At 65.2% G+C, this 18,445-nt stretch carries 17 protein-coding genes; 13 read left to right on the top strand and 4 right to left on the bottom strand.

Annotated features, from left to right (window positions below):
• Positions 1–20: 20 nt before the first annotated feature.
• The 4 genes from FBX97_RS24700 to FBX97_RS24685 all read right to left on the bottom strand — a co-directional run bounded on the left by FBX97_RS24700 (position 21) and on the right by FBX97_RS24685 (position 3,457).
• Positions 21–1,217, bottom strand: coding sequence for a multidrug effflux MFS transporter (locus FBX97_RS24700; RefSeq protein ID WP_141838136.1), 1,197 nt, complete (start codon positions 1,215–1,217; stop codon positions 21–23).
• A 103-nt stretch (positions 1,218–1,320) separates the two neighbouring features.
• Positions 1,321–2,016, bottom strand: a complete 696-nt coding sequence (gene lepB, locus FBX97_RS24695; RefSeq protein ID WP_141837704.1) for a signal peptidase I — start codon at positions 2,014–2,016, stop codon at positions 1,321–1,323.
• Positions 2,017–2,094: 78 nt separating this feature from the next.
• Positions 2,095–2,274 (bottom strand): hypothetical protein, encoded by a 180-nt coding sequence (locus FBX97_RS24690; protein ID WP_141837702.1) that lies wholly within the window; start codon positions 2,272–2,274, stop codon positions 2,095–2,097.
• Between the two features lie 13 nt (positions 2,275–2,287).
• Positions 2,288–3,457, bottom strand: a complete 1,170-nt coding sequence (locus tag FBX97_RS24685; RefSeq protein ID WP_141837700.1) for a PepSY domain-containing protein — start codon at positions 3,455–3,457, stop codon at positions 2,288–2,290.
• A gap of 118 nt (positions 3,458–3,575) precedes the next feature.
• Between FBX97_RS24685 and FBX97_RS24680 the strand changes: the two genes are divergently transcribed.
• The 13 genes from FBX97_RS24680 to FBX97_RS24625 all read left to right on the top strand — a co-directional run bounded on the left by FBX97_RS24680 (position 3,576) and on the right by FBX97_RS24625 (position 18,444).
• Positions 3,576–5,807 carry a TonB-dependent siderophore receptor gene (locus FBX97_RS24680; RefSeq protein ID WP_141837698.1) on the top strand — a complete coding sequence of 744 codons (2,232 nt, stop codon included), beginning with the start codon at positions 3,576–3,578 and terminating at the stop codon, positions 5,805–5,807.
• A 983-nt stretch (positions 5,808–6,790) separates the two neighbouring features.
• Positions 6,791–6,949, top strand: coding sequence for a hypothetical protein (locus FBX97_RS29740; RefSeq protein WP_185748737.1), 159 nt, complete (start codon positions 6,791–6,793; stop codon positions 6,947–6,949).
• A gap of 239 nt (positions 6,950–7,188) precedes the next feature.
• Entirely contained in the window at positions 7,189–8,214 is a 1,026-nt protein-coding gene (locus FBX97_RS24675; RefSeq protein WP_185748736.1) for a TOMM precursor leader peptide-binding protein, read from the top strand.
• On the top strand, positions 8,211–9,542 hold the full coding sequence (locus tag FBX97_RS24670) for a YcaO-like family protein (RefSeq protein WP_141837694.1): 1,332 nt from the start codon (positions 8,211–8,213) through the stop codon (positions 9,540–9,542). Before FBX97_RS24675 ends, FBX97_RS24670 begins: the two co-directional genes overlap by 4 nt.
• A 24-nt stretch (positions 9,543–9,566) precedes the next feature.
• On the top strand, positions 9,567–10,454 hold the full coding sequence (locus FBX97_RS24665) for a SagB/ThcOx family dehydrogenase (protein ID WP_141837692.1): 888 nt from the start codon (positions 9,567–9,569) through the stop codon (positions 10,452–10,454).
• Positions 10,454–11,761, top strand: a complete 1,308-nt coding sequence (locus FBX97_RS24660; protein WP_141837690.1) for a YcaO-like family protein — start codon at positions 10,454–10,456, stop codon at positions 11,759–11,761. The genes FBX97_RS24665 and FBX97_RS24660 overlap by 1 nt, the downstream gene beginning before the upstream one ends.
• Before the next feature lies 1 nt (position 11,762).
• Positions 11,763–12,965 (top strand): site-2 protease family protein, encoded by a 1,203-nt coding sequence (locus FBX97_RS24655; RefSeq protein ID WP_141837688.1) that lies wholly within the window; start codon positions 11,763–11,765, stop codon positions 12,963–12,965.
• A 13-nt stretch (positions 12,966–12,978) separates the two neighbouring features.
• Entirely contained in the window at positions 12,979–13,626 is a 648-nt protein-coding gene (locus FBX97_RS24650; RefSeq protein ID WP_185748735.1) for an ATP-binding cassette domain-containing protein, read from the top strand.
• On the top strand, positions 13,623–14,273 hold the full coding sequence (locus FBX97_RS24645) for an ABC transporter permease (protein ID WP_141837685.1): 651 nt from the start codon (positions 13,623–13,625) through the stop codon (positions 14,271–14,273). Before FBX97_RS24650 ends, FBX97_RS24645 begins: the two co-directional genes overlap by 4 nt.
• A gap of 2 nt (positions 14,274–14,275) precedes the next feature.
• Entirely contained in the window at positions 14,276–15,436 is a 1,161-nt protein-coding gene (locus FBX97_RS24640) for a YcaO-like family protein (RefSeq protein WP_185748734.1), read from the top strand.
• Positions 15,433–16,440 carry a TfuA-like protein gene (locus FBX97_RS24635; protein ID WP_141837681.1) on the top strand — a complete coding sequence of 336 codons (1,008 nt, stop codon included), beginning with the start codon at positions 15,433–15,435 and terminating at the stop codon, positions 16,438–16,440. The genes FBX97_RS24640 and FBX97_RS24635 overlap by 4 nt, the downstream gene beginning before the upstream one ends.
• A gap of 9 nt (positions 16,441–16,449) precedes the next feature.
• Positions 16,450–17,031: a CIA30 family protein gene (locus tag FBX97_RS24630; RefSeq protein ID WP_141837679.1), complete on the top strand. Its 582-nt coding sequence runs from the start codon at positions 16,450–16,452 to the stop codon at positions 17,029–17,031.
• 27 nt (positions 17,032–17,058) lie between these two features.
• Positions 17,059–18,444, top strand: a complete 1,386-nt coding sequence (locus FBX97_RS24625; protein ID WP_185748733.1) for an ABC transporter permease subunit — start codon at positions 17,059–17,061, stop codon at positions 18,442–18,444.
• The last annotated feature ends 1 nt before the right edge of the window (position 18,445 follow it).

Here is an 18,445-nt window from a genome sequence, read left to right as displayed (position 1 = left end):
AGCCGTCCACGCGCCGCAGGTCACACGTTGACCGCCCTTCCCCGCCCCGCCAACATCCCCAGCTGGCAAGCCAGGAAACTCGCCACCAGCCCCACCGTCACCCCGACCGCCAGCTTGAACGCGCTGCCGAACAGCAGCGGCGCCACCAGGCCCGACATCAGCGCGAACGACATCATCTGGATAAAGGCCAGCATCGACGACGCCAGACCGCGGTTCTGCGGGAAGAGCGCCAGCGCGCCGACCTGGATCGCCGGCATCGCCACCGCCAGGCCGAAGGTGTAGACCATCAGCGGCAGCACCGCCCACGGCACCTGTACCCGGTCGCCGGCCAGCGCGGTGTAACCGACGTTCAGCACGCAGGCCAGCGCCATCAGGCCGAAGCCGAGGCGGCGCAGGGTCGCCGCCGGCATCTTCGCGGCGCGCTTGCCGCCCCAGGCCGAACCGATCACCATGCCGCTGATCAGCGGGATGAACATCCAGGCGAACGCGGTCTCCGGCAGGTGCAGGATCTCCATCACGAAGTTGGCGGCCGAGCCGATGTACAGCGACAGCCCGCCGAAGGCCAGGCCCACCGACAGCGACAGCAGCAGGAACTGCGGGTGGCCCAGCACCTTCAGGTAGTTGCGCGCGATGGCGACGCCGTGGAAGGCATGGCGCTTCTCGCGCGGCAGGCTCTCGTCGAGTAGCTTCCAGCACGCGAGCAGCATCGCCGCGCCGAACAGGGTCAGGAACACGAAGGTGGCGCGCCAGCCGAAGGCGACGTGCAGCCAGCCGCCCAGGATCGGCGCGATCGCCGGCGCCAGGCCGAACACCATCATGATGTGGGACATGATGCGCTGGGCATCGGCGCCGGTAAAGCGGTCCTGCACGATGGCCTGGCCGATCACCGAGCCGGCGCCGGCCGACAGGCCCTGCAGCGCGCGGAAGAACAGCAGCCAGCCGAAGGTCGGCGCCATTGCCGCGCCCAGCGACGCCAGTGTGTACACGGCCAGCGCCACCAGGATCACGGGGCGGCGGCCGAAGGAATCGGACAGCGTCCCGTAGAACAGCATCATGAAGGCGAACGTGAACAGGAACACGCTCAGGGTCTGCTGCACTGCCACCGGCCCGACCTCGAACGCGCGTCCGATCGCCGGGATCGAGGGCAGATAGGTATCGATCGCCAGCGCGCCCACCATGCCGAGGCAGGCCAGGACCACCGTCAATACTCTCTGCATTTTCACTTGCATCTGCAATGCCTTTCAAAAGCTCGGCACTGCACCATGCAAGACCGAAGGACGAGATTGTATCGACAATCCGTCCGCCGGGTCCGGCAGCGGTTCAGGGATTGTAGAGCGACATGCCGAAACGCTCGGTGCGCGGCATCCAGTTGCCCTGGTAGTCGGCCGAGACCAGCACCCGTTCGGCGCGCCCGACCAGCAGCTTGCGCGGCACCATGCCGATCACGCGCGAGTCGGCGCTGTTGTCGCGGTTATCGCCCAGCATCAGGTACTGGCCTTGCGGCACCGTCACCGGCGGGAAGGTGTTCGGCGCGACCACGCCCGGGATCAGCTGGATGTGACGCAGGCGCCGGTCCAGGGCGTGGCTGTGGGCCGGGTCGAGGATCTCGGCCAGCTGCACCGCCCGCAGCGCCGTGCCGGCCACGGTGTCCATCGATTCCTCGACCAGCTTGTAGTCGGCGCCCTTGCCGTTGATGTAGAGGCGCTCGTTGCGCATCTCGACCACGTCGCCGGGCAGCGCCACCACGCGCTTGATGAGGAGCGTGCCGTCGCGCGGCGAGCGGAAGGTGACGATGTCGCCGCGTTCCGGCTCGCCGAGGCGCGCCAGCACCATGTCGGTGAGCGGGACCTTCAGGTCGAAGGCCATGCGGTTGACCAGCACTACATCCCCTTCCAGCAGGTTCGGATGCATGGAGGCGGACGGGATCGGATTCCAGTCGGCGACCGCGGTGCGCAGCACGCCGAACAGGACCAGGAAGGCGACGAACATCTTGTTGTTGCGTACCCAGTTTTTCACCGCGGCTCTCCTTCGTTATTGGGGCTGCACCGAGTTATACGCGGTATTGCCGGGCCGATGCTTAGCAGAAGATTAAATTCAATGCGGCGACCTGGCAGGCTTGAAGGCGTGCCAGCACCCGACCAGCACCGGCACCGCCAGCGCCGCCACCGAGACCAGGTCCCAGACGCCGTCGCCGACCAGCGCGACCAGCAGGCCGGCGACCGTCAGCAGGCCGAGCACGACCGGCATGGCCCAGATGGCGCGGTTGGTCTTCATCGACATTTGCTCATTACAGTTTATGACCGCGCGCCAGCACCGGCGCGGCGCGGCCGGCGTTGTCGGATGCCGCCTGCCTGGCAGCTGCCTTTGCCGCACGGCCGCGCTTGAGCCATAGATACAGGCCGCTACCCAGCACCACGATGGTGGCCAGGTCCAGCAGCGCCCACAGGAATTTCAGGCCGGCCCCGCCGTAGTCGCCGAAGTGCAGCGGCTGCGAGACCAGCAGCGCGGTCAGATACCACGGCAGCTTGCGGCGGTCGGTGATCTCGGCGGTCTGGGCATCGACCAGCACCGGCTTGTACAGGCGCGAGGTCAGCGCCTGGTCGCCGTGCATGTAGACGCCGTAATGGTGCGGGCTGGCGAACGGCGTGCCCGGGAAGGCGACAAAACCGACCTTCATCCCCGGCTCAGCGGCTTCGGCGCGCGCGATCGTGGTCTGCATCGACGCCAGCCGCGTCGGTGCCGGCTGGCCCTGGTAGGGCTTGGTCATCTCGGCGATCTCGGTGAATTGCCAGACCTTGAGCAGCACGTCGGACAGCGTGTTGATGACGCCCGTGGTGCCGACCACCAGCAGCCACACCAGGGTCACGATGCCGAGCATGTTGTGCATGTCGAGCCATTTCAGGCGCGCCGTGCGGCCGCGGCGCACGGTGCCGAAATCGAGCTTGCGCATGAAGGGCGCGTAAAGCACCACGCCGGAGACGATCGCCACGAGAAGCAGCAGTCCCATGAAGCCGAGGAACAGCTTGCCCCACATGTCGGCGAACAGGTCGACGTGCAGGTGGAACATCAGCGACATGAAGCCGCCGCCCTCGATCGGCGGCTCGGCGATGAACTTGGCGGTGCGGGCGTCGATCGCGATCGACTTGAATTGTTCGTCGTTCGGGTGGTTGCCCAGGGTCAGGTTCCAGATCGCGGGCTCGTCCAGCTCCTGCGACATGTACATCATGATCTTGTTCGGATACAGGGCCTGGCCGGCGGCGATCACCCGGTCGAGGTCCGCGCGCGGCGTGTTCGCCGGCATGCTTGGCGCCTCGACGTCGTTGCCGAGCAGGTGGCCGATCTCGTGGTGGTAGATCAACGGCAGGCCGGTCAGGCACAGCAGCAGCATGAAGACGGTACAGACCAGGCTGCTCCACTTGTGGATCCAGGACCAGCGGCGGACGTTGATGGGAGACATGAGGCGAAAAGCGGGCGCGATGGGAAGCGGATGAGACCAGATAATAATAGTTCTCATTTACTTGAGCAAGACCAGGCGGATATAATGAGAATTATTCTCATCAACAAGAAGAATTGCAATGAAGAAGTCGACTCGCCCTGCCTTAGCCCTCACCCCGATCGCATTCGGCGCCCTGCTGCTCGCCGCCGGTGCCGCGTCGGCACAATCGACCGCCTCCGAAGCACAGGCGCCTGCGTCCGGCAGCGTTGCCACCGTCGTCGTCAGCGCTTCGGCCGACGCCTCGGCGCAAGGCCTGCCGTCCGCCTACGCCGGCGGCCAGGTGGCACGCGGCGGCCGCATCGGCCTGCTGGGCAACGTCGACATCATGGACACCCCGTTCAACACCACCAACTACACCGCTGCCCTGATCCAGGAACAGCAGGCGCGCAGCGTAGCGGACGTGGTACAGAACGACCCGTCGGTGCGCGTGGCGCGCGGCTTCGGCAATTTCCAGGAGCTGTATGTGATCCGCGGCTTCGCCGTGAATTCCGACGACATGGCCTGGAACGGTTTGTATGGCCTGCTGCCGCGCCAGTTCGTGGCGTCCGAACTGCTCGAGCGCGTCGAAGTCTTCCGCGGCGCCAACAGCTTCATCAACGGTGCGGCGCCGGGCGGCGGCGGCATCGGCGGCCTGGTCAACCTGGTGCCGAAACGCGCACCCAACGCCGACCTGAACCGGGTGACGGTGGGCGTCGAGAGCGGCGGCCAGGGCTATGCTGCGATCGACGTGGCACGCCGCTTCGACAACAACCGTGCCGGCATCCGCATCAACGCCGCGCGCCGCGACGGCGACACCGCGGTCGACCGCGAATCGCGCGAACTGAACGTGTTCTCGGTCGGCCTCGACTACCGCGGCGACAGCTACCGCCTGTCGGCCGACGTCGGCTTCCAGGAGCACAAGCTGGACAACCCGCGTCCGAGCGTCACGCCCGGCGCCGGGCTCGCCATCCCGCGCGCGCCGGAAGCCGACAGCAATTTCGCCCAGCCCTGGACCCGCTCCAACGAGCGCGACACCTTCGGCAGCGTGCGCGGCGAAGTCGACCTGGCGCCGAACGTCGTGGCCTGGGCCGCCTTCGGCGCCCGCAACGGCAGCGAATTCAACGCGCTGGCCTCGCCGACCACGGTCGATAATTCTGGCGGCGCCACCATGTACCGCTTCGACAATTACCGCTACGACCAGATCCGCACCGGCGAGATCGGCGTGCGCGGCACCCTGCATACCGGCAGCGTCAAGCACACGATCAGCGCCACTGCCTCGGCCTTCGAGCTGAAGTCGCGCAATGCCTACGGCACCAGCGACTTCGCCGGCTGGAACACCAATCTGTACCGCCCGGTCGACGTGCCGGCGCCCGCACCCACCTTCTTCACCGGCGGCTCGATGGACGCGCCGCTGGTGACGAACAAGGCGATCCTGGGCAGCTACGCGGTGGCCGACACCATGGCCTTCCTCGACGAGCGTGTGCTGCTGACGGTCGGCGCGCGCCACCAGCGCATCAAGAACTACGGCTATGACTACAACAGCGGCACGCAGAGCTCGGGCTACGACCGCAGCGAAGTCACGCCGGTGGCCGGCATCGTCTACAAGCCGATGAAGAACCTGTCGCTCTACGCCAACTACATCGAGGCGCTGCAGCAGGGCCCGGCGCTGCCGGGCTTCGGCGTCGATCCGGAGCAGCTGCGCCGCAATCCGGTGTTCGACCCCTACGTCTCGCGCCAGAAGGAAATCGGCGTCAAGTACGACAGCGGCAAGCTGGGCATGAGCGCCGCGCTGTTCAGCACCGACCAGCCGCTGGCAGGCATCAGGAAGGCGACGCCGACCGCCCCGACCGGCGAGTTCGGCATTTTCGGCGAGCAGCGCAACCAGGGCCTGGAGCTGTCGGTGTTCGGCATGCCGATGAAAGGCGTGCGCGTATTGGGCGGCCTGACCCTGCTCGACGCCAAGCAGCGCCGCACCGCCGACGGCGAGAACCAGGGCAACGACGCGATCGGCGTGCCGGATACGCAGCTGAACCTCGGCGGCGAGTGGGACGTCGCCGCGGTGCCGGGCCTGTCGCTGAATGCGCGCGCCCTGTACACCTCGAAGCAGTACGCGGACGCCGCCAACCGCCAGCAGTTGCCGTCCTGGACCCGCCTCGACATCGGCGCCAGTTACTTGACCCGCTTCATGGACCGCGACGTGACGCTGCGCGCGCGCATCGACAACCTCACCGACCGCAATTACTGGGCATCGGCCGGCGGGTATTCGAATTACGGCTACCTGGTGCTGGGCGCGCCGCGCACGGTGAGCGTGTCGGCGACGGTCGACTTCTGATGGCGGCTACGGGCTGCTGCCTGCCCGGCTTGCGGCTGTCGTAAGCCGCTTCAATCTATAAATAGCATCAAAATACGCTGCAGGCGCACCGCGCGCCTACAGCGCTCTCCTCACCAGCCTGCAGAGGGCACTCACCTTCGCCCATCCTGCTCCCCACTCGCCACTTACACTAGAGTAACGCTTCCCGCACGGCGGCGCCGCAGTCCTCTTTTTCCCTCCTTCACCTCGCCACGCAACGATTACTACGCGATTGTGTTGCGTATTGACACACGACAGCATGCGTCGTTGTTGTGTTTAAGCCATATCAAATCTTCCGCATGCGCGGTGAATTCTCACCAGCAACGTACGTCACTAAAGACGCGCCAAACCGGCCCGGTGGCGCGCAATCACGTGCCAACTATTATTTGCTTAAAGCAATATATAGACAATTGGAAATATGTCTCTCGCGTAACCCTGTGGGAATGGAACACATGCATATGACGCGAGTAAATATGCAAATGAATTTTCTCCTCTTATTTCCCGGATTAAATATTTATACCGATTATTAAAACGGCAAAGTTGTATTTCGTTTCATATTAATAGAATTATTATTTGGACCCAAATACAGGGAAAAACCGTGATAAATGGTGATTATTTCTCATGGGAAATCGCACTTCAAATCTCATGGCGCTGCTTATTTCGCCGCGGTTGCAAAAACTTTTCGACCAAAAATAATTGACAGGAAATTTTTTGCGAATCTACAATGAATCATCACCTCGGGAATAAAAGCTTCAGTTTTCCACAGTGATGTTTTAAAACCGCCATCCGATTATCGGGCTGTCGGCTGACGAATGAACCGGTAATACCCTTATTGGAATGACGGGCGTTACAACTGCAGCGCCCGATCATTTCCGGTAACGGATCCGATTACCCGCCATTCCCGGCTGTCGAACCGGATTCGAACGGCATTTCTTTCTTCTTTCACTCTTTATTTGAGGTTTGACATGGAAATCAAAAACGAAGTCGCTGAAATCAACACCACCGAACTCGAAATCGCCGACTTCATGATCGAAGAACTCGAGGACCGCACTGCGATGCTGAGCGCGGCCTGTGCCACCAGCAGCTCCTGCGAGTGCACCTCGACCAGCTGCGTCATCTATTAATAGATGCGGCACTGACCCGGCCGGGAACCGCAAGGTTTTCGGCGGGTTTTTTTATATCCTCTTCGCAGGCGGATTCCCTCTTTGACACTTTCTTGATAAGACCTGCCCAATATATGGATGATCAACGCAAAATTAAACTTGTAGACCAGCATCTGGTATGGCAATCCCAGGAAAGTCTGCAAATACGCACCGAAGGCAAAAGTATCGTATTGAAGGGCGCTATCGTCCGGACTGCGGTAATGAAAGTCCTCGGCCTGCTCGGCGGGAATTACAGCGAAGCCGAAGTCTATTCGCAAATTACCTCTTTCGATAATGCGGATCAATGTCGCCAAGTATTCAAGGCATTGAATGAAAGGAATATGATCGAGAAAATCGATCCCATTCCTCTCGAATTTAAAAATTACGATTCCACGAAACTCGAATCACTGAATAAACATTTCCGCCGCACGGTCAGCCGATATAGCGATACCGGCACGAACAGCTGGCAGCCTGTGCTGGCCATGCATGCGAGCTGCATCCTGCTGTATGGCGCCGCCGAGCTCGTTATTCCGCTGGCGCTCAATCTGGCGTCGGTGGCCGCCGGCCGCATCCTGGTGCTGGCCGATCCCGTAGCCCAGTGCGACATTGCCCGCAGCCGCCACCTGTCGGCCGCCGATCTCGGGCGCCACCCCGCCGAGGTGATCGCCAGGCAGCTGGACGGCGCTGGCCTGCCGACGGCCGTCACTGCCGTCGGCGCCGCGCCATCGTCAGTGATCGAATGGCAGCAGCTGCTGCGCGAATGCGATCTCGTCATCAGCGCCTGCAGCAAGCCCGTGATCTTCAATCCGGCCTACGAATCGCTGAACAAGGCAGTGCTGGCCGCCAACGTGATGTGGCTGCCGCTGGCGGTGGTCGACAACACGGAGATCCAGATGGGACCGGCGATCATCCCCAGCGAGACCGCCTGCTACAAGTGCTACGAATACCGCTTCCAGAGCAATGTCGGCCACGTCGACAGCTACAAGGCCTTCGCCGATACCGTGAATGCGATGAAGGAAGTGGAGAACTTCGGCGTGCTGCCGCCATTTGCGGAAATCGCTGCCAACTATGCCACCGTCGAGGCAGTCCGCATGCTGGCGCCTGACATGACGCCGATCTGCGCCGGCAAGCTGCTGACCGTGAACGTCGAGGACCTGTCCTCCGAGCGCCATCCCGTGCTGCGCGTGCCCCGCTGCCCGCATTGCAACGCGCATGCCGAGCGCGTCCCCGAGAGGGTCTGGGCATGATGGCCGCGAACGACACCCTGGACCGGATCCTGGCGCACAGCAACGCAACCGTGCAGGGCCCGCTGGCCCTGGTACGCCATGTGCAGCGCATCCTGAACCAGTCCGGCTTCCCGCGCACCCACAACGCATCGTCCGTGGTCAGCTCGATCAGCGCCTATAACCGCTCGGAGCTGATCGGCGACACCGGCGCGGCGGGCCTGACCTGGAACGACGCGGCGATGGGCGCGGTCGGCGAATGCATCGAACGCTATTGCTGCGCCGTGTATGACCACGATGAGCTGATCCACGCGACCCAGCGCGAGCTGGGCCCGGCGGCTATCGGCATGGACACCTTCGCCATCTATTCGCAGCGCCAGCAGAGCCATCCGAACTATCCGTTCGCGGCTGCCAGTCCCGACCTGCCGATCCACTGGGTCGGCGCCAAGGTCCTGGGGCAGGAAGAAACGCGATACGTCCCGGCGTGTCTGTCCTTCATCCCATACGTCGCGCACACCAGCCCGGAACGCCCGAACGACCTGCTCGCGTATTCGGTGTCGAGCGGCCAGGCCTGCCACACCGATCCGGACGCTGCCCTGTTGAGCGGGCTGTGCGAAGTCGTCGAACGCGACGCCTTCATCATCACCTGGCTCAAGCAGCTCGAGGTGCCGCGCCTGGAATGGCGGCACGACGCCCAGTTGGCCGCGCTGTACGAACGCTACTTCAAATGCCGCGGCATCGAGTTCCACCTGTTCGACCTGACCCTGGACATCGCGATCCCGACGGTACTGTGCGTGATCGAGGGCACCAGCGCGCGCGGTCCCTACCTGTGCGTCGGCGCGTCGACGCGGCCGAATTACCGGCAGGCCGTGATCAAGGCGTGGCTGGAAGCGTCGCAGACGCTGACCTGGGCCAATTCGCTGATGCAGCGGCGCGCCGACTGGCGGCCCGATCCCGACTTCATGAACGTCAGGGACTTCGAGGACCACGTGCGGCTGTACTGTGAACCGGAAATGCGCGCCCATGCCGGCTTCCTGCTCGACACCACGCTGAGCATCACACCCGATTTCGACGCCGGCTGCCATGGCAGCGCAGCGCAGGACCTGGCCGCGTGCGTGCGTGCGGTCGAGGCGGCCGGCTACGAGGCCTGCGCCGTCGACCTGACCACCAGCGAGATTCGCGACCTCGGTTTCGTAGTGCCCAAGGTCTTCATTCCCGGGCTGTCCACGCTGTACGCCACCCATGGGCTGCCTACGCTCGGCTGCCCTAGGCTGGAACAGGTTCCCCGCAAGCTGTCGAGAAAAGCGCTGCCGGAAGGTTCGTTCAACAGCATTCCCCATCCATTTCCCTAGCCAGGGGCCTGCACGGAGTTCGATATGCTAAAGAAAGACATTGATTACGTTTCGTACTCGTTCATCGACATCTTCCAGAAGGACGATAACGAGATCGTCGAAACCTTCCACGAACACACCAAACTGTCGCCGAATTCGACGCGCGAGATAGGCCGCCGGGTCGGCGAGATCAAGTCCGATCCGAACATCCTCGCGATGATGCAGCGCGCCTGGAAGAATTACCCGGCCGCCCTGTCGATCCCGCTCGACAAGCAGGCATCCCTGGGCGACATGACGCTGGCCGACGCCTTGAAGCGGCGCGCGTCGCTCAGCACCTATGCCACCAGCTTCCGGCCCGACACCCTGCGCCTGGAGGCATTGAGCGCGCTGCTGCTGCATTCCTACGGCGCGACCCGTCCGCAACCCTGGAAGGGCCGCTTCGAGGACGGCGGCTTCGGGCGCCCGGCCGCCTCGTCCGGCGGCCTGTACCCGATGGAGATCTATCCGATCGTGCTGAACGTCGAGGGACTCGAACGCGGCGTGTACCATTACAACGTGCCCCAGCACGCCTTGCAGCGCCTGCGCACCGGCGACATGCTGGACGAACTGTTCGAGTGCACGACCTACCACGACCTGCTGAAGAACGCCTCGGTCCTGTTCGTGCTGACCGGCGTCTGGAAGCGCACTCTGTCGAAGTACCGGCAGCGCGGCTACCGCTTCCTCATGCATGATGCCGGCACCCTGTTGCAAAACCTGTACCTGAACGCGACGGCGCTCGACCTCGGCGCCTGCGCCCTCGGCGGCCTGTTCGACGACCGCATGGCCAAGGTACTGGACGTCAACCCGCTCGACGAACCCGTGCTGCTGGGCTTCCTCGTCGGTGGCCGTCCGGCCCCGGCCGGCCAGCTGCGGTCCCTGCCGGCGACGATCTGATGCGCGACATTGCCGCCCTCGCCGAGCGCGTGCTGTCGCCGCGCACCGGGTTGATCAAGAGCCTGCTGTTCCTGCCCGGCCAGGCGCGTTCGGCCGGCTTCTTCAACTGCATCAACATGACACCCGACTACGCCCGTCTGCCGCATGGCCACAACATCCAGACCGCGGGCGCGCTCGGGCTGAACGAACGCGATGCGATCGTGAAATCGATCTTCGAAGGGCTCGAACGCTATTCCGGCGCCCATATCGACCACGAGCGCCTGATCTGGTCGAAGCCGACGTCGGCGCAGTTTCTGCACAGCGAACGGTTTCCGATCTTTGCTCCGTGGCAGTACGCGCAGCCCGGCTTCCCGTTCGCACGGCTGGATGGCGACAGCGAAGTGTTCTGGCTCGGCGGCACCTCGCTGTTCGACCTGGAGCGGCGCTTCGTGCCGGCGGCCATGGTGTACGTGCCCTACCGGCCCGCATCGCGCGCCGACAACCTCGGCCTGTCGACGTCGACCGGCATGGCGGCCGGCTGGACCCGCGACGAAGCTCTGCTGAGCGGCCTGCTGGAAACGGTTGAACGGGACGCCTTCATGATCATGTGGCTGAACCGCCTGTCCATGCCGCAGCTGCGCCTGCCGGCGGACAGCGCGGCGCTGGCGCTGATCGCCGCGCGGATCGGGCGCAGCGGCGCCACCTGCGCGCTGATCGACCTGACCATGGATCACGGCATCCCGACCGTCATGGCGGTCATGCACCAGCATATCTACGGGCAGGCATGCACCACGCTGGGCCTGTCGGCCAAGCCGGACCATGCCGCCGCCGCGGTGAAGGCCTTCCATGAGGCGGCATCCAGCGCCGAACGCATACGCTACCACCTCGACCAGAACGACCGCGCCGTGTGGCAACCCAAGGAGGCGCATGGTGACTTCACCAACCTGGAGCAGCGCGACCTCGCCTACACCTCGCCCGCGTTGCGCCCGCACCTGCGCTTCCTGGACAGCGCCACGCAGGTGGCGATGCGCGGCGAACGCGACGGCCTGGCCGGCGCGGATGCTCGGGCTCACCTGCTCGATGCGCTGCGCCGCCTGCGCCCCTTCGTCGGCGAAGCCGTCGCCGTCGACCTGGCGCCTGGCGACGTGGCCAGCCTCGGGGTCAAGGTGCGCAAGGTCCTGGTGCCCGACCTGGTGCCTCTGACCGCCGACCACCGCTATCCGAGCCTGGGGCACCGCCGCATCTACGAGGTACCGGTGCGCCTGGGCTACCTGCGCACGCCGAACACGCTTGCCGATCTCAACCCGCATCCACATCCTTTCGCCTGACATGAACCACGAATCTTACGCCGCGCCGGCCGATTTCCCGATCGCGCCGCTGTCGCCGTCACTGACCATCGCGACCCAGGAACAGGACGGCAAGCCGCTCGCGATCCTGCAGCGTCCGGACGGGCGCCATTTCCGGCTGCCGCTGGCGGCACTGCAACTGCTGCAGCGGATCGAGGGACCCGGCACGGCCGGCGCCTTCGTCGCCGCCCTGCCGCCGGCCCAGCGCGGCGCGGCGCTGGGTATGCTGCGCCAGGCCGCCGGCGCCGGACTGCTGCAAACCGCCGACGGCGCGCCTGCAGCGGCACCGGCCTCCGCCCGCGGCAACATCCTGCTGCTGCGCCTGTTCCAGTGCGACCCGAACCGGGTGCTCGATTTGGTGTCGGTGCTATACCGGCCTTTCTTCGGCAGGCCCGCGTTGGTCCTGTGGGTGCTGGCGCTGGTCGTCACCAGCTACCAGTGCGTCCAGGAAAACGTGTTCGCCTGGCCGCAGTTCGCTGCCTTTACCCACTTTCCCAACTGGATCCTGGTGTACGCGCTGCTGATCGTGTCGTCGCTGATGCACGAGCTCGGGCATGCCTATGCCTGCCGGCGCCACGGTGCGCGGGTACGGGAGTTCCAGGTGGTCCTGTACTTCCTGCAAATCGGGGTGTATGTGAATGTCTCCGAGGCCTGGATGCTGCCGCGAAAGCTGCAGCGCATCGAGATCGCGCTCGCCGGGCTGTATGTGGAAAGCTACCTGGCGATCGCCACCGCGCAGGTACTGATCTGGGCCGATCCCTATTCCTACGTGAGCCAGGCCGCCTTCATCTTCTTCATCATCCTGCTCACGCGCATGGTCCTGAACGCCATTCCGACGCTGCGCCTGGACGGCTACTGGGTGTTGAGCGACCTGCTCGGCGAACCCAACCTGCGCCAGCGCTCTACGGCCTACGTGATGTCGCGGCTGCCGGTCGTACGCCGGGCCATGCGCCTGAACTTCAGGCCACGCAACGGCGCGATTTACTGGCTGTTTTCCGGCTTCTCGGTCGCCGTCATCGCCTTCTTCGTCGACCAGTCGCGGCGCGTGCTGCTCAAGCTGCTGGGCAGCCTGCATCCGCTGCTCGCCATGGGGCTGCTGGCCCTCGTCGCTGCGATGCTGGCGCTGTCGCTGGTCGCCTACCTACGGACGATCAAGCAGAAATACCTGGTACCGAACCATTCCTGACTGGAGCAACATCGTGTTGATAGCAAACAATCTCGACCTGAGCCTGCCCGGCTTCAGCCTGCATGTGGACGCGCTGCGCCTTGCGCCCGGCGAGTCGGTCTGGCTGCAGGGCGCGAATGGCGCCGGCAAATCGACGCTCCTCAAGAGCCTGGCGGGGATCTTCATGGCCCGGCATACCGAATTGAGCGCCTACGGCCACACGCTGGCGGACGCCCCGATTGCCTACAAGCAGGACGTCGTCTACGCCGGTAGTCTGCGCCGCGCCTATGCCCACCTGACCGCGGCCGAAGTGCTGGCGTTTGCGCGCCAGTTCTACCGCGGCTGGCGCCGCCAGCTTGAAGCCGAGCTCGCCGCCCAGCTGAAGCTGCCGCTGGACGTCAAGGTCAAGCACCTGTCGCAGGGCATGAACGCCAAGCTGAACTTCCTGCTGGCAGCCTGCAGCGGCGCCCGTATCTTCCTGCTGGACGAACTGCTCGCCCCTGTCGACGCCGACGCCAAGGAAGTGATCGGCAACTTCTTCCTGGGCCGCCTGGCCGAACGCGATGCGCTCGTCATTTGCAGCCACGACGACGATCCCCTGACCGCCGCCGCCCGCCGTCGCTGGAAGATCGCCGCCGGTGCCTTCGACATGGGCCGCCAGCCGCTGGAGCGCGCAGCATGAACTCGATCCTGTTGAAGAAAGACCTGCGCCACCACGCCGGCGAATTGCTGTTCGTGATGGCCTGCGAACTGGGCCTGGTACTCTCGCTGGGCGCCCAGATCGACAACCTGAATCCGCAGGTGCTGCTGACGCTCGCGTTCGGCATCAGCTTCATCGCGGGTTTCGTGCTCAGCTTCCGCATGGTGGCGTCGGAAGACGGCGCGACCGGGATGGCCTTCCTGTTGAGCCTGCCTGTTACCCGTCGCGAGATCGTGGTCGCAAAATTCGCCGCCACCTGGCTGCTGTCCCTGACCAATTTCCTGGTCGTCTGGGGCAGCGTGCTGCTGTACTGCCTGGCGCGCGAGGATAGCGACATGCCGGATGTCGACAACATCGTTACCTTCGTGCTGCTGCAACTGTTCAGCAGCAGCTTCTACCTGAGCTGCGCCATTCTGTTCAATTCGTCGCGCGCGATCTGGCTGCCGTTTCCTTTGCTGGTCGTGGGCATCAACCTGGCCGTCAATTGGAGCCGCATCGCAGCGCACCTGCCCGGCCTGCCCGCCGTCCTGCCGGTACTGCCGCTGCTGCTGGCGGCGGCCTCCCCGGCCCTGCTCTGGCTTACCGTGCGTGTGTTCGAACGCAGCCCGGTGCGCCACGAATGGAGCTGACCATGAATACCGTCCTTTCGCCGTCCGCTCCGGAAGCGTTCTGGGCCCGGCTCCAGCCGTGGTGCCGGACCTTCGGCATCACCCGCGTGGCCGACATCACGGGCCTCGACGACCTCGGGCTGCCAACCTGCGTTGCGATCCGTCCGGCCTCGCGCGCGCTGTCGGTCAGCCAGGGCAAGGGCCTGAGCGCCGCCCAGGCCCGGATCTCGGCCGTCATGGAGAGCATCGAGACCTGGCACGCCGAACGCATCGACGGCCCGATCTATCATGGCACGGCGGCGCGGGCTCGGGCGGATGGCCTGGCGCTGGCCGACCTGTACGCATTCGCCCACCGGCCGACCCGCCTGCCGCTGGAAGCGGTGCCGACCCAGTTCGTCGAGGTCGAGCGCCTGCTGGGCGGACCCGCGGCATGGGTGCCGCTCGATTGCCTGAGCACCGATTTCTGCTACGACATCGATTCGCCCCCGGTGTTCATGCGCAGCTCGAACGGCCTCGCGGCCGGGCAGACCCGCGACGCGGCACTGCTGCATGCCTTGTGCGAGGTCGTCGAACGCAACGCGGTCCAGCGCTGGATGCAGGGCCCCGCCTTCCAGGGCGCGGCCCGCCGGGTCACAGCCGCAGCCGCCGCGCCCCTCGCCCCGCTGCTGGAGCGCTGCGCCGCGGCCGGCCAGGTGCTGCTGGCCTGGGACATCCCCGCCGGCGCCGGCCTGCATTGCCATGCTGTCATGCTGCTTGGGTCGCCGGATGCACGTGCCGCTCGCGACGTCGGCGCGTTCTCCGGGTTCGGCTGCAGCCCGGATCCGCGCGCGGCGCTGCAGGCTGCCGTGCTGGAAACCGTCCAAAGCCGACTCACCATGATCAGCGGCGCGCGCGACGACCTGTTCCCTGAAGAGTTCGAACGCTGCCGCGACGCCGCGTTCGCACGCGCGATGTGGGTACGGCACGAGCACAGCGCGCCGCTCGACGCATTCGCGGACGCGGCGGAAGACACCGCTGCGGATGCCGTCGCGGCGGCCATCGAGCGCGACTTCGGCCAACCCGTGTACTGGCGCGACCTGGGGCGGCACGACGCGCCATTCGCTGTGGTACGCGCGCTGGTGCCGGGGATGCAGCAGCTCGGCATGGACCAGGTGTATTACTGCCAGAACCGGAGGGCGGCATGAACGCCCCGGTGGTCGCCTTCATCGGACCGAGCCTGCCGCTGGCCGAGGCCAGGGCCGCCTTCCCGGACATCGCCTTCCGCCCGCCGGTACGCTTCGGCGACGTCGCCCGTGCGCTGCAGGAGTGCTTCGGTACGATCGTCATCGTCGACGGCGTGTTCGAGCAGGTTCCCGCGATCTGGCACAAGGAGATTCTGCTGGCGCTGGCGCGCGGCGTACGCGTGATCGGCGCCGCCAGCATGGGCGCGCTGCGGGCGGCGGAACTGGACGGCTTCGGTATGGAAGGCATCGGCTGGGTTTATGAACAGTACCGCGACGGCCTGGAACAAGACGACGAGGTGGCGCTCGTGCATGGCGATGCCGACAGTGGCTACGTTAACCTGTCCATGCCGCTGGTCCAGTTGCGCTACGCGGCGCACGCGGCCACGCCCGGCGATCCGGCGGCGGCGCTGCTCGAACGCCTGGCCGACGCGCTACAGCCGGTGTTCTACCGCGAACGCACCGCCGTCCGCATCGAAGCGCTGGCCTACGCCCTGGCCGACGACCCTGCCCAGGCGCACAGCGCGCTCGCCCACCTGAACGCGCCGCGCTCGCAGGTCAAGCGCCTCGATGCGCTGGCCGCCTTGGCGGCGGCGGCGCGGCCGGCCCCTGCGCCCGCCCCGGCGGCACCGCTCGAGCATACGGCTTTCCTGCAGCGCCTGCAGAAGGCCAGCCTGGCGCCGGAGGACACACAGGACCCGCGCGCGCTGCTCGCCCATGCCCTCGCCGCCTGCGCCGGCGATGCTGCCCGCCAGCCTTCTCCGGCTGCGCGCGGCCTGCTGCGCGCGTGGCAAAAGAACAAGCAGCTCCTGAGCAAGGCGGCGGTGGGGGCCTGGCTCATGCGGCGTCAACTGGACGAGCCGACGCTGTTTTCCTTCATCGATGCCTGCGACCAGCTTGCGCAAAGCCCGGCGCGGGCCGGACCGGACCAGCAACACCGCGCTGGACAATTTCTCAAATTTTTGTAGGAGATTCCGATGTTACAGATTCGAAGACTGACAATCGGCCTGGCTCTTGCCGCGCTGGTAGGGATGGCGCAGGCGGCGTCGCCCTCGGACCAATTCCTCGCCCGCGTGACGGCCGCCGGACAGCCCGGGCCGCAATGGATGAAATACACCGACGCCATGACCGGCTCCGGCCAGTCCGACGGCATGCTCCAGCCGCGCAGCGAGAGCGGGGTCGAGTTCCTGCACATCCAGGGCAAGCTGAAGACCGGTTTCATGTTCCCGTTCATGGGCTTCCAGACCCAGGCGCCGGCCGGTGCCGCCCTGATGGACTGGAGCGGCCGCCAGGGCCTGCGCTTCACGGCCCGCGGCGACGGCAAGGTGTACCGGCTGAACGTCCTGCTCAAGTCGGTGCGCGATCACGACGAGTACGGCGCCGAGTTCATCGCCACAAAGGAATGGAAGACCTTCGAGATCCCGTTCTCGAAACTGACGCAGCTCGGCTTCGGCCGCCGCGTCAAATGGGATTCCAGGATGGTCAACGGTATCGGCCTGCACGTCAGCGGCGGTGTCATGCCGTTCGCCTTCGACGTGCGCAACGTTTCACTCTATTGATGGGGTTCACGAATGTTCCGGATACTGATGTTGCGTGAATTACTGGACAACCTGCAGTCGGCACGGTTCGTCATCATCTTCCTGATGTGCAGTGTGCTGGTCCTGCTGAGCCTCGTGATTGGCACCCACGATTTCAACCTGGCGCAGAAGCAGTACGAAGATTCGGTCGCGCAGATGCACGAGACCACGCGCCAGCAGGTGTCCTACCAGGCTCTCGGGATCTGGGGGCTGTACAAGGTGTACCGCCCGCCTTCATCGCTGATGGCCTTCGCCAAGGGCGTCGACGAGTCGGTCGGCACCAATGCCACGGTCTCCATCGTGCAGGAACCGAAACTGCAGGATTCGCTGCTCAGTGTCGAGCCCGTGTACGCGCAGTTCAGCGCCTTCGACTTCAATTTCGTGGTGCGCGTGGTGGTCGCCCTGTTCGCCATGATGCTGACCTTCGACGTCATCAACAGCGAGAAGGAAGTCGGCACCCTGAAGCTGCTGCTGTCGCACCCGGTGCCGCGCGCCCAGCTGATCCTCGCGAAGCTGGTCGGATCGATGGCCACCCTGTTGCTGCCGCTGCTGCTGCCGATGCTGATCGGCATCCTGGCGATCGTCATGACCGGGAATTTCCACTGGCGCGGCGACGACTGGCTGCGGCTGGCGCTGATCGTCGGCTCGAGCATCCTGTACCTGGCCATCTTCAGCGCGCTCGGCGTGATGGTCTCGTGTCTGGTCTCGAAGCCCTCGAATGCGCTGCTGGTCTCGGTCCTGTTCTGGCTGGTGTTCATCTGGGTGGTGCCCAGCCTCAGCCTGTACGGCGCGACGCTGGCCACCGACCTGCCGTCGGCCCACACGATCGAAGGCCAGAAATGGGAAATCGACCGCCAGCGCTACAAGGACTCGATCGCGGTGCAGCAGCGCTGGTTGCAGGAGCATGCAGGCACTGCCGACGTGCCGATGGAGGTGCAGAGCAAGCTGGTGGGCGACCTGCAGAACGAGGTCAAGAAGAAAAAAGCGCGCATCGACGAAACCTACGCGGCCCAGGTGCAGCAGCGTAACCAGCTGATCACGTGGATGTCGCGGCTGTCGCCGTCGGCCGCCTTCGAGAACATCATCCTGGTCCTGACCGCCACCGACCTGGAGCGCCAGGAGCGCTTCATCGGCGAGGTCAAGCAGTACCGCAACGCCTTCCAGGGCTTCGTGGGCGAAAAGATGATGGCCGAGCGCCGCGACCAGCTGGAGGGCAGGGACCAGACGGTGCCGAGCAGCCTCGACCTGGATGGCCTGCCCGAGTTCCGCGCCCCCATGGCCAGCCTGATGGAAGACATGGCGCGGCTGGCGCCGGACATCACGGTGCTGCTGCTGTACCTGCTGGCCTTCTGTTTAACCGGATATCGGGTATTTCTCAACTATGAAGTCAGCTAAA

The sequence above is a fragment of the Herbaspirillum sp. SJZ107 genome (assembly GCF_006715485.1).
Lineage (GTDB): Bacteria > Pseudomonadota > Gammaproteobacteria > Burkholderiales > Burkholderiaceae_D > Telluria.
Note: the sequence above shows the minus strand (reverse complement) of the source record. Positions and strands in the feature narration are given on the sequence as shown.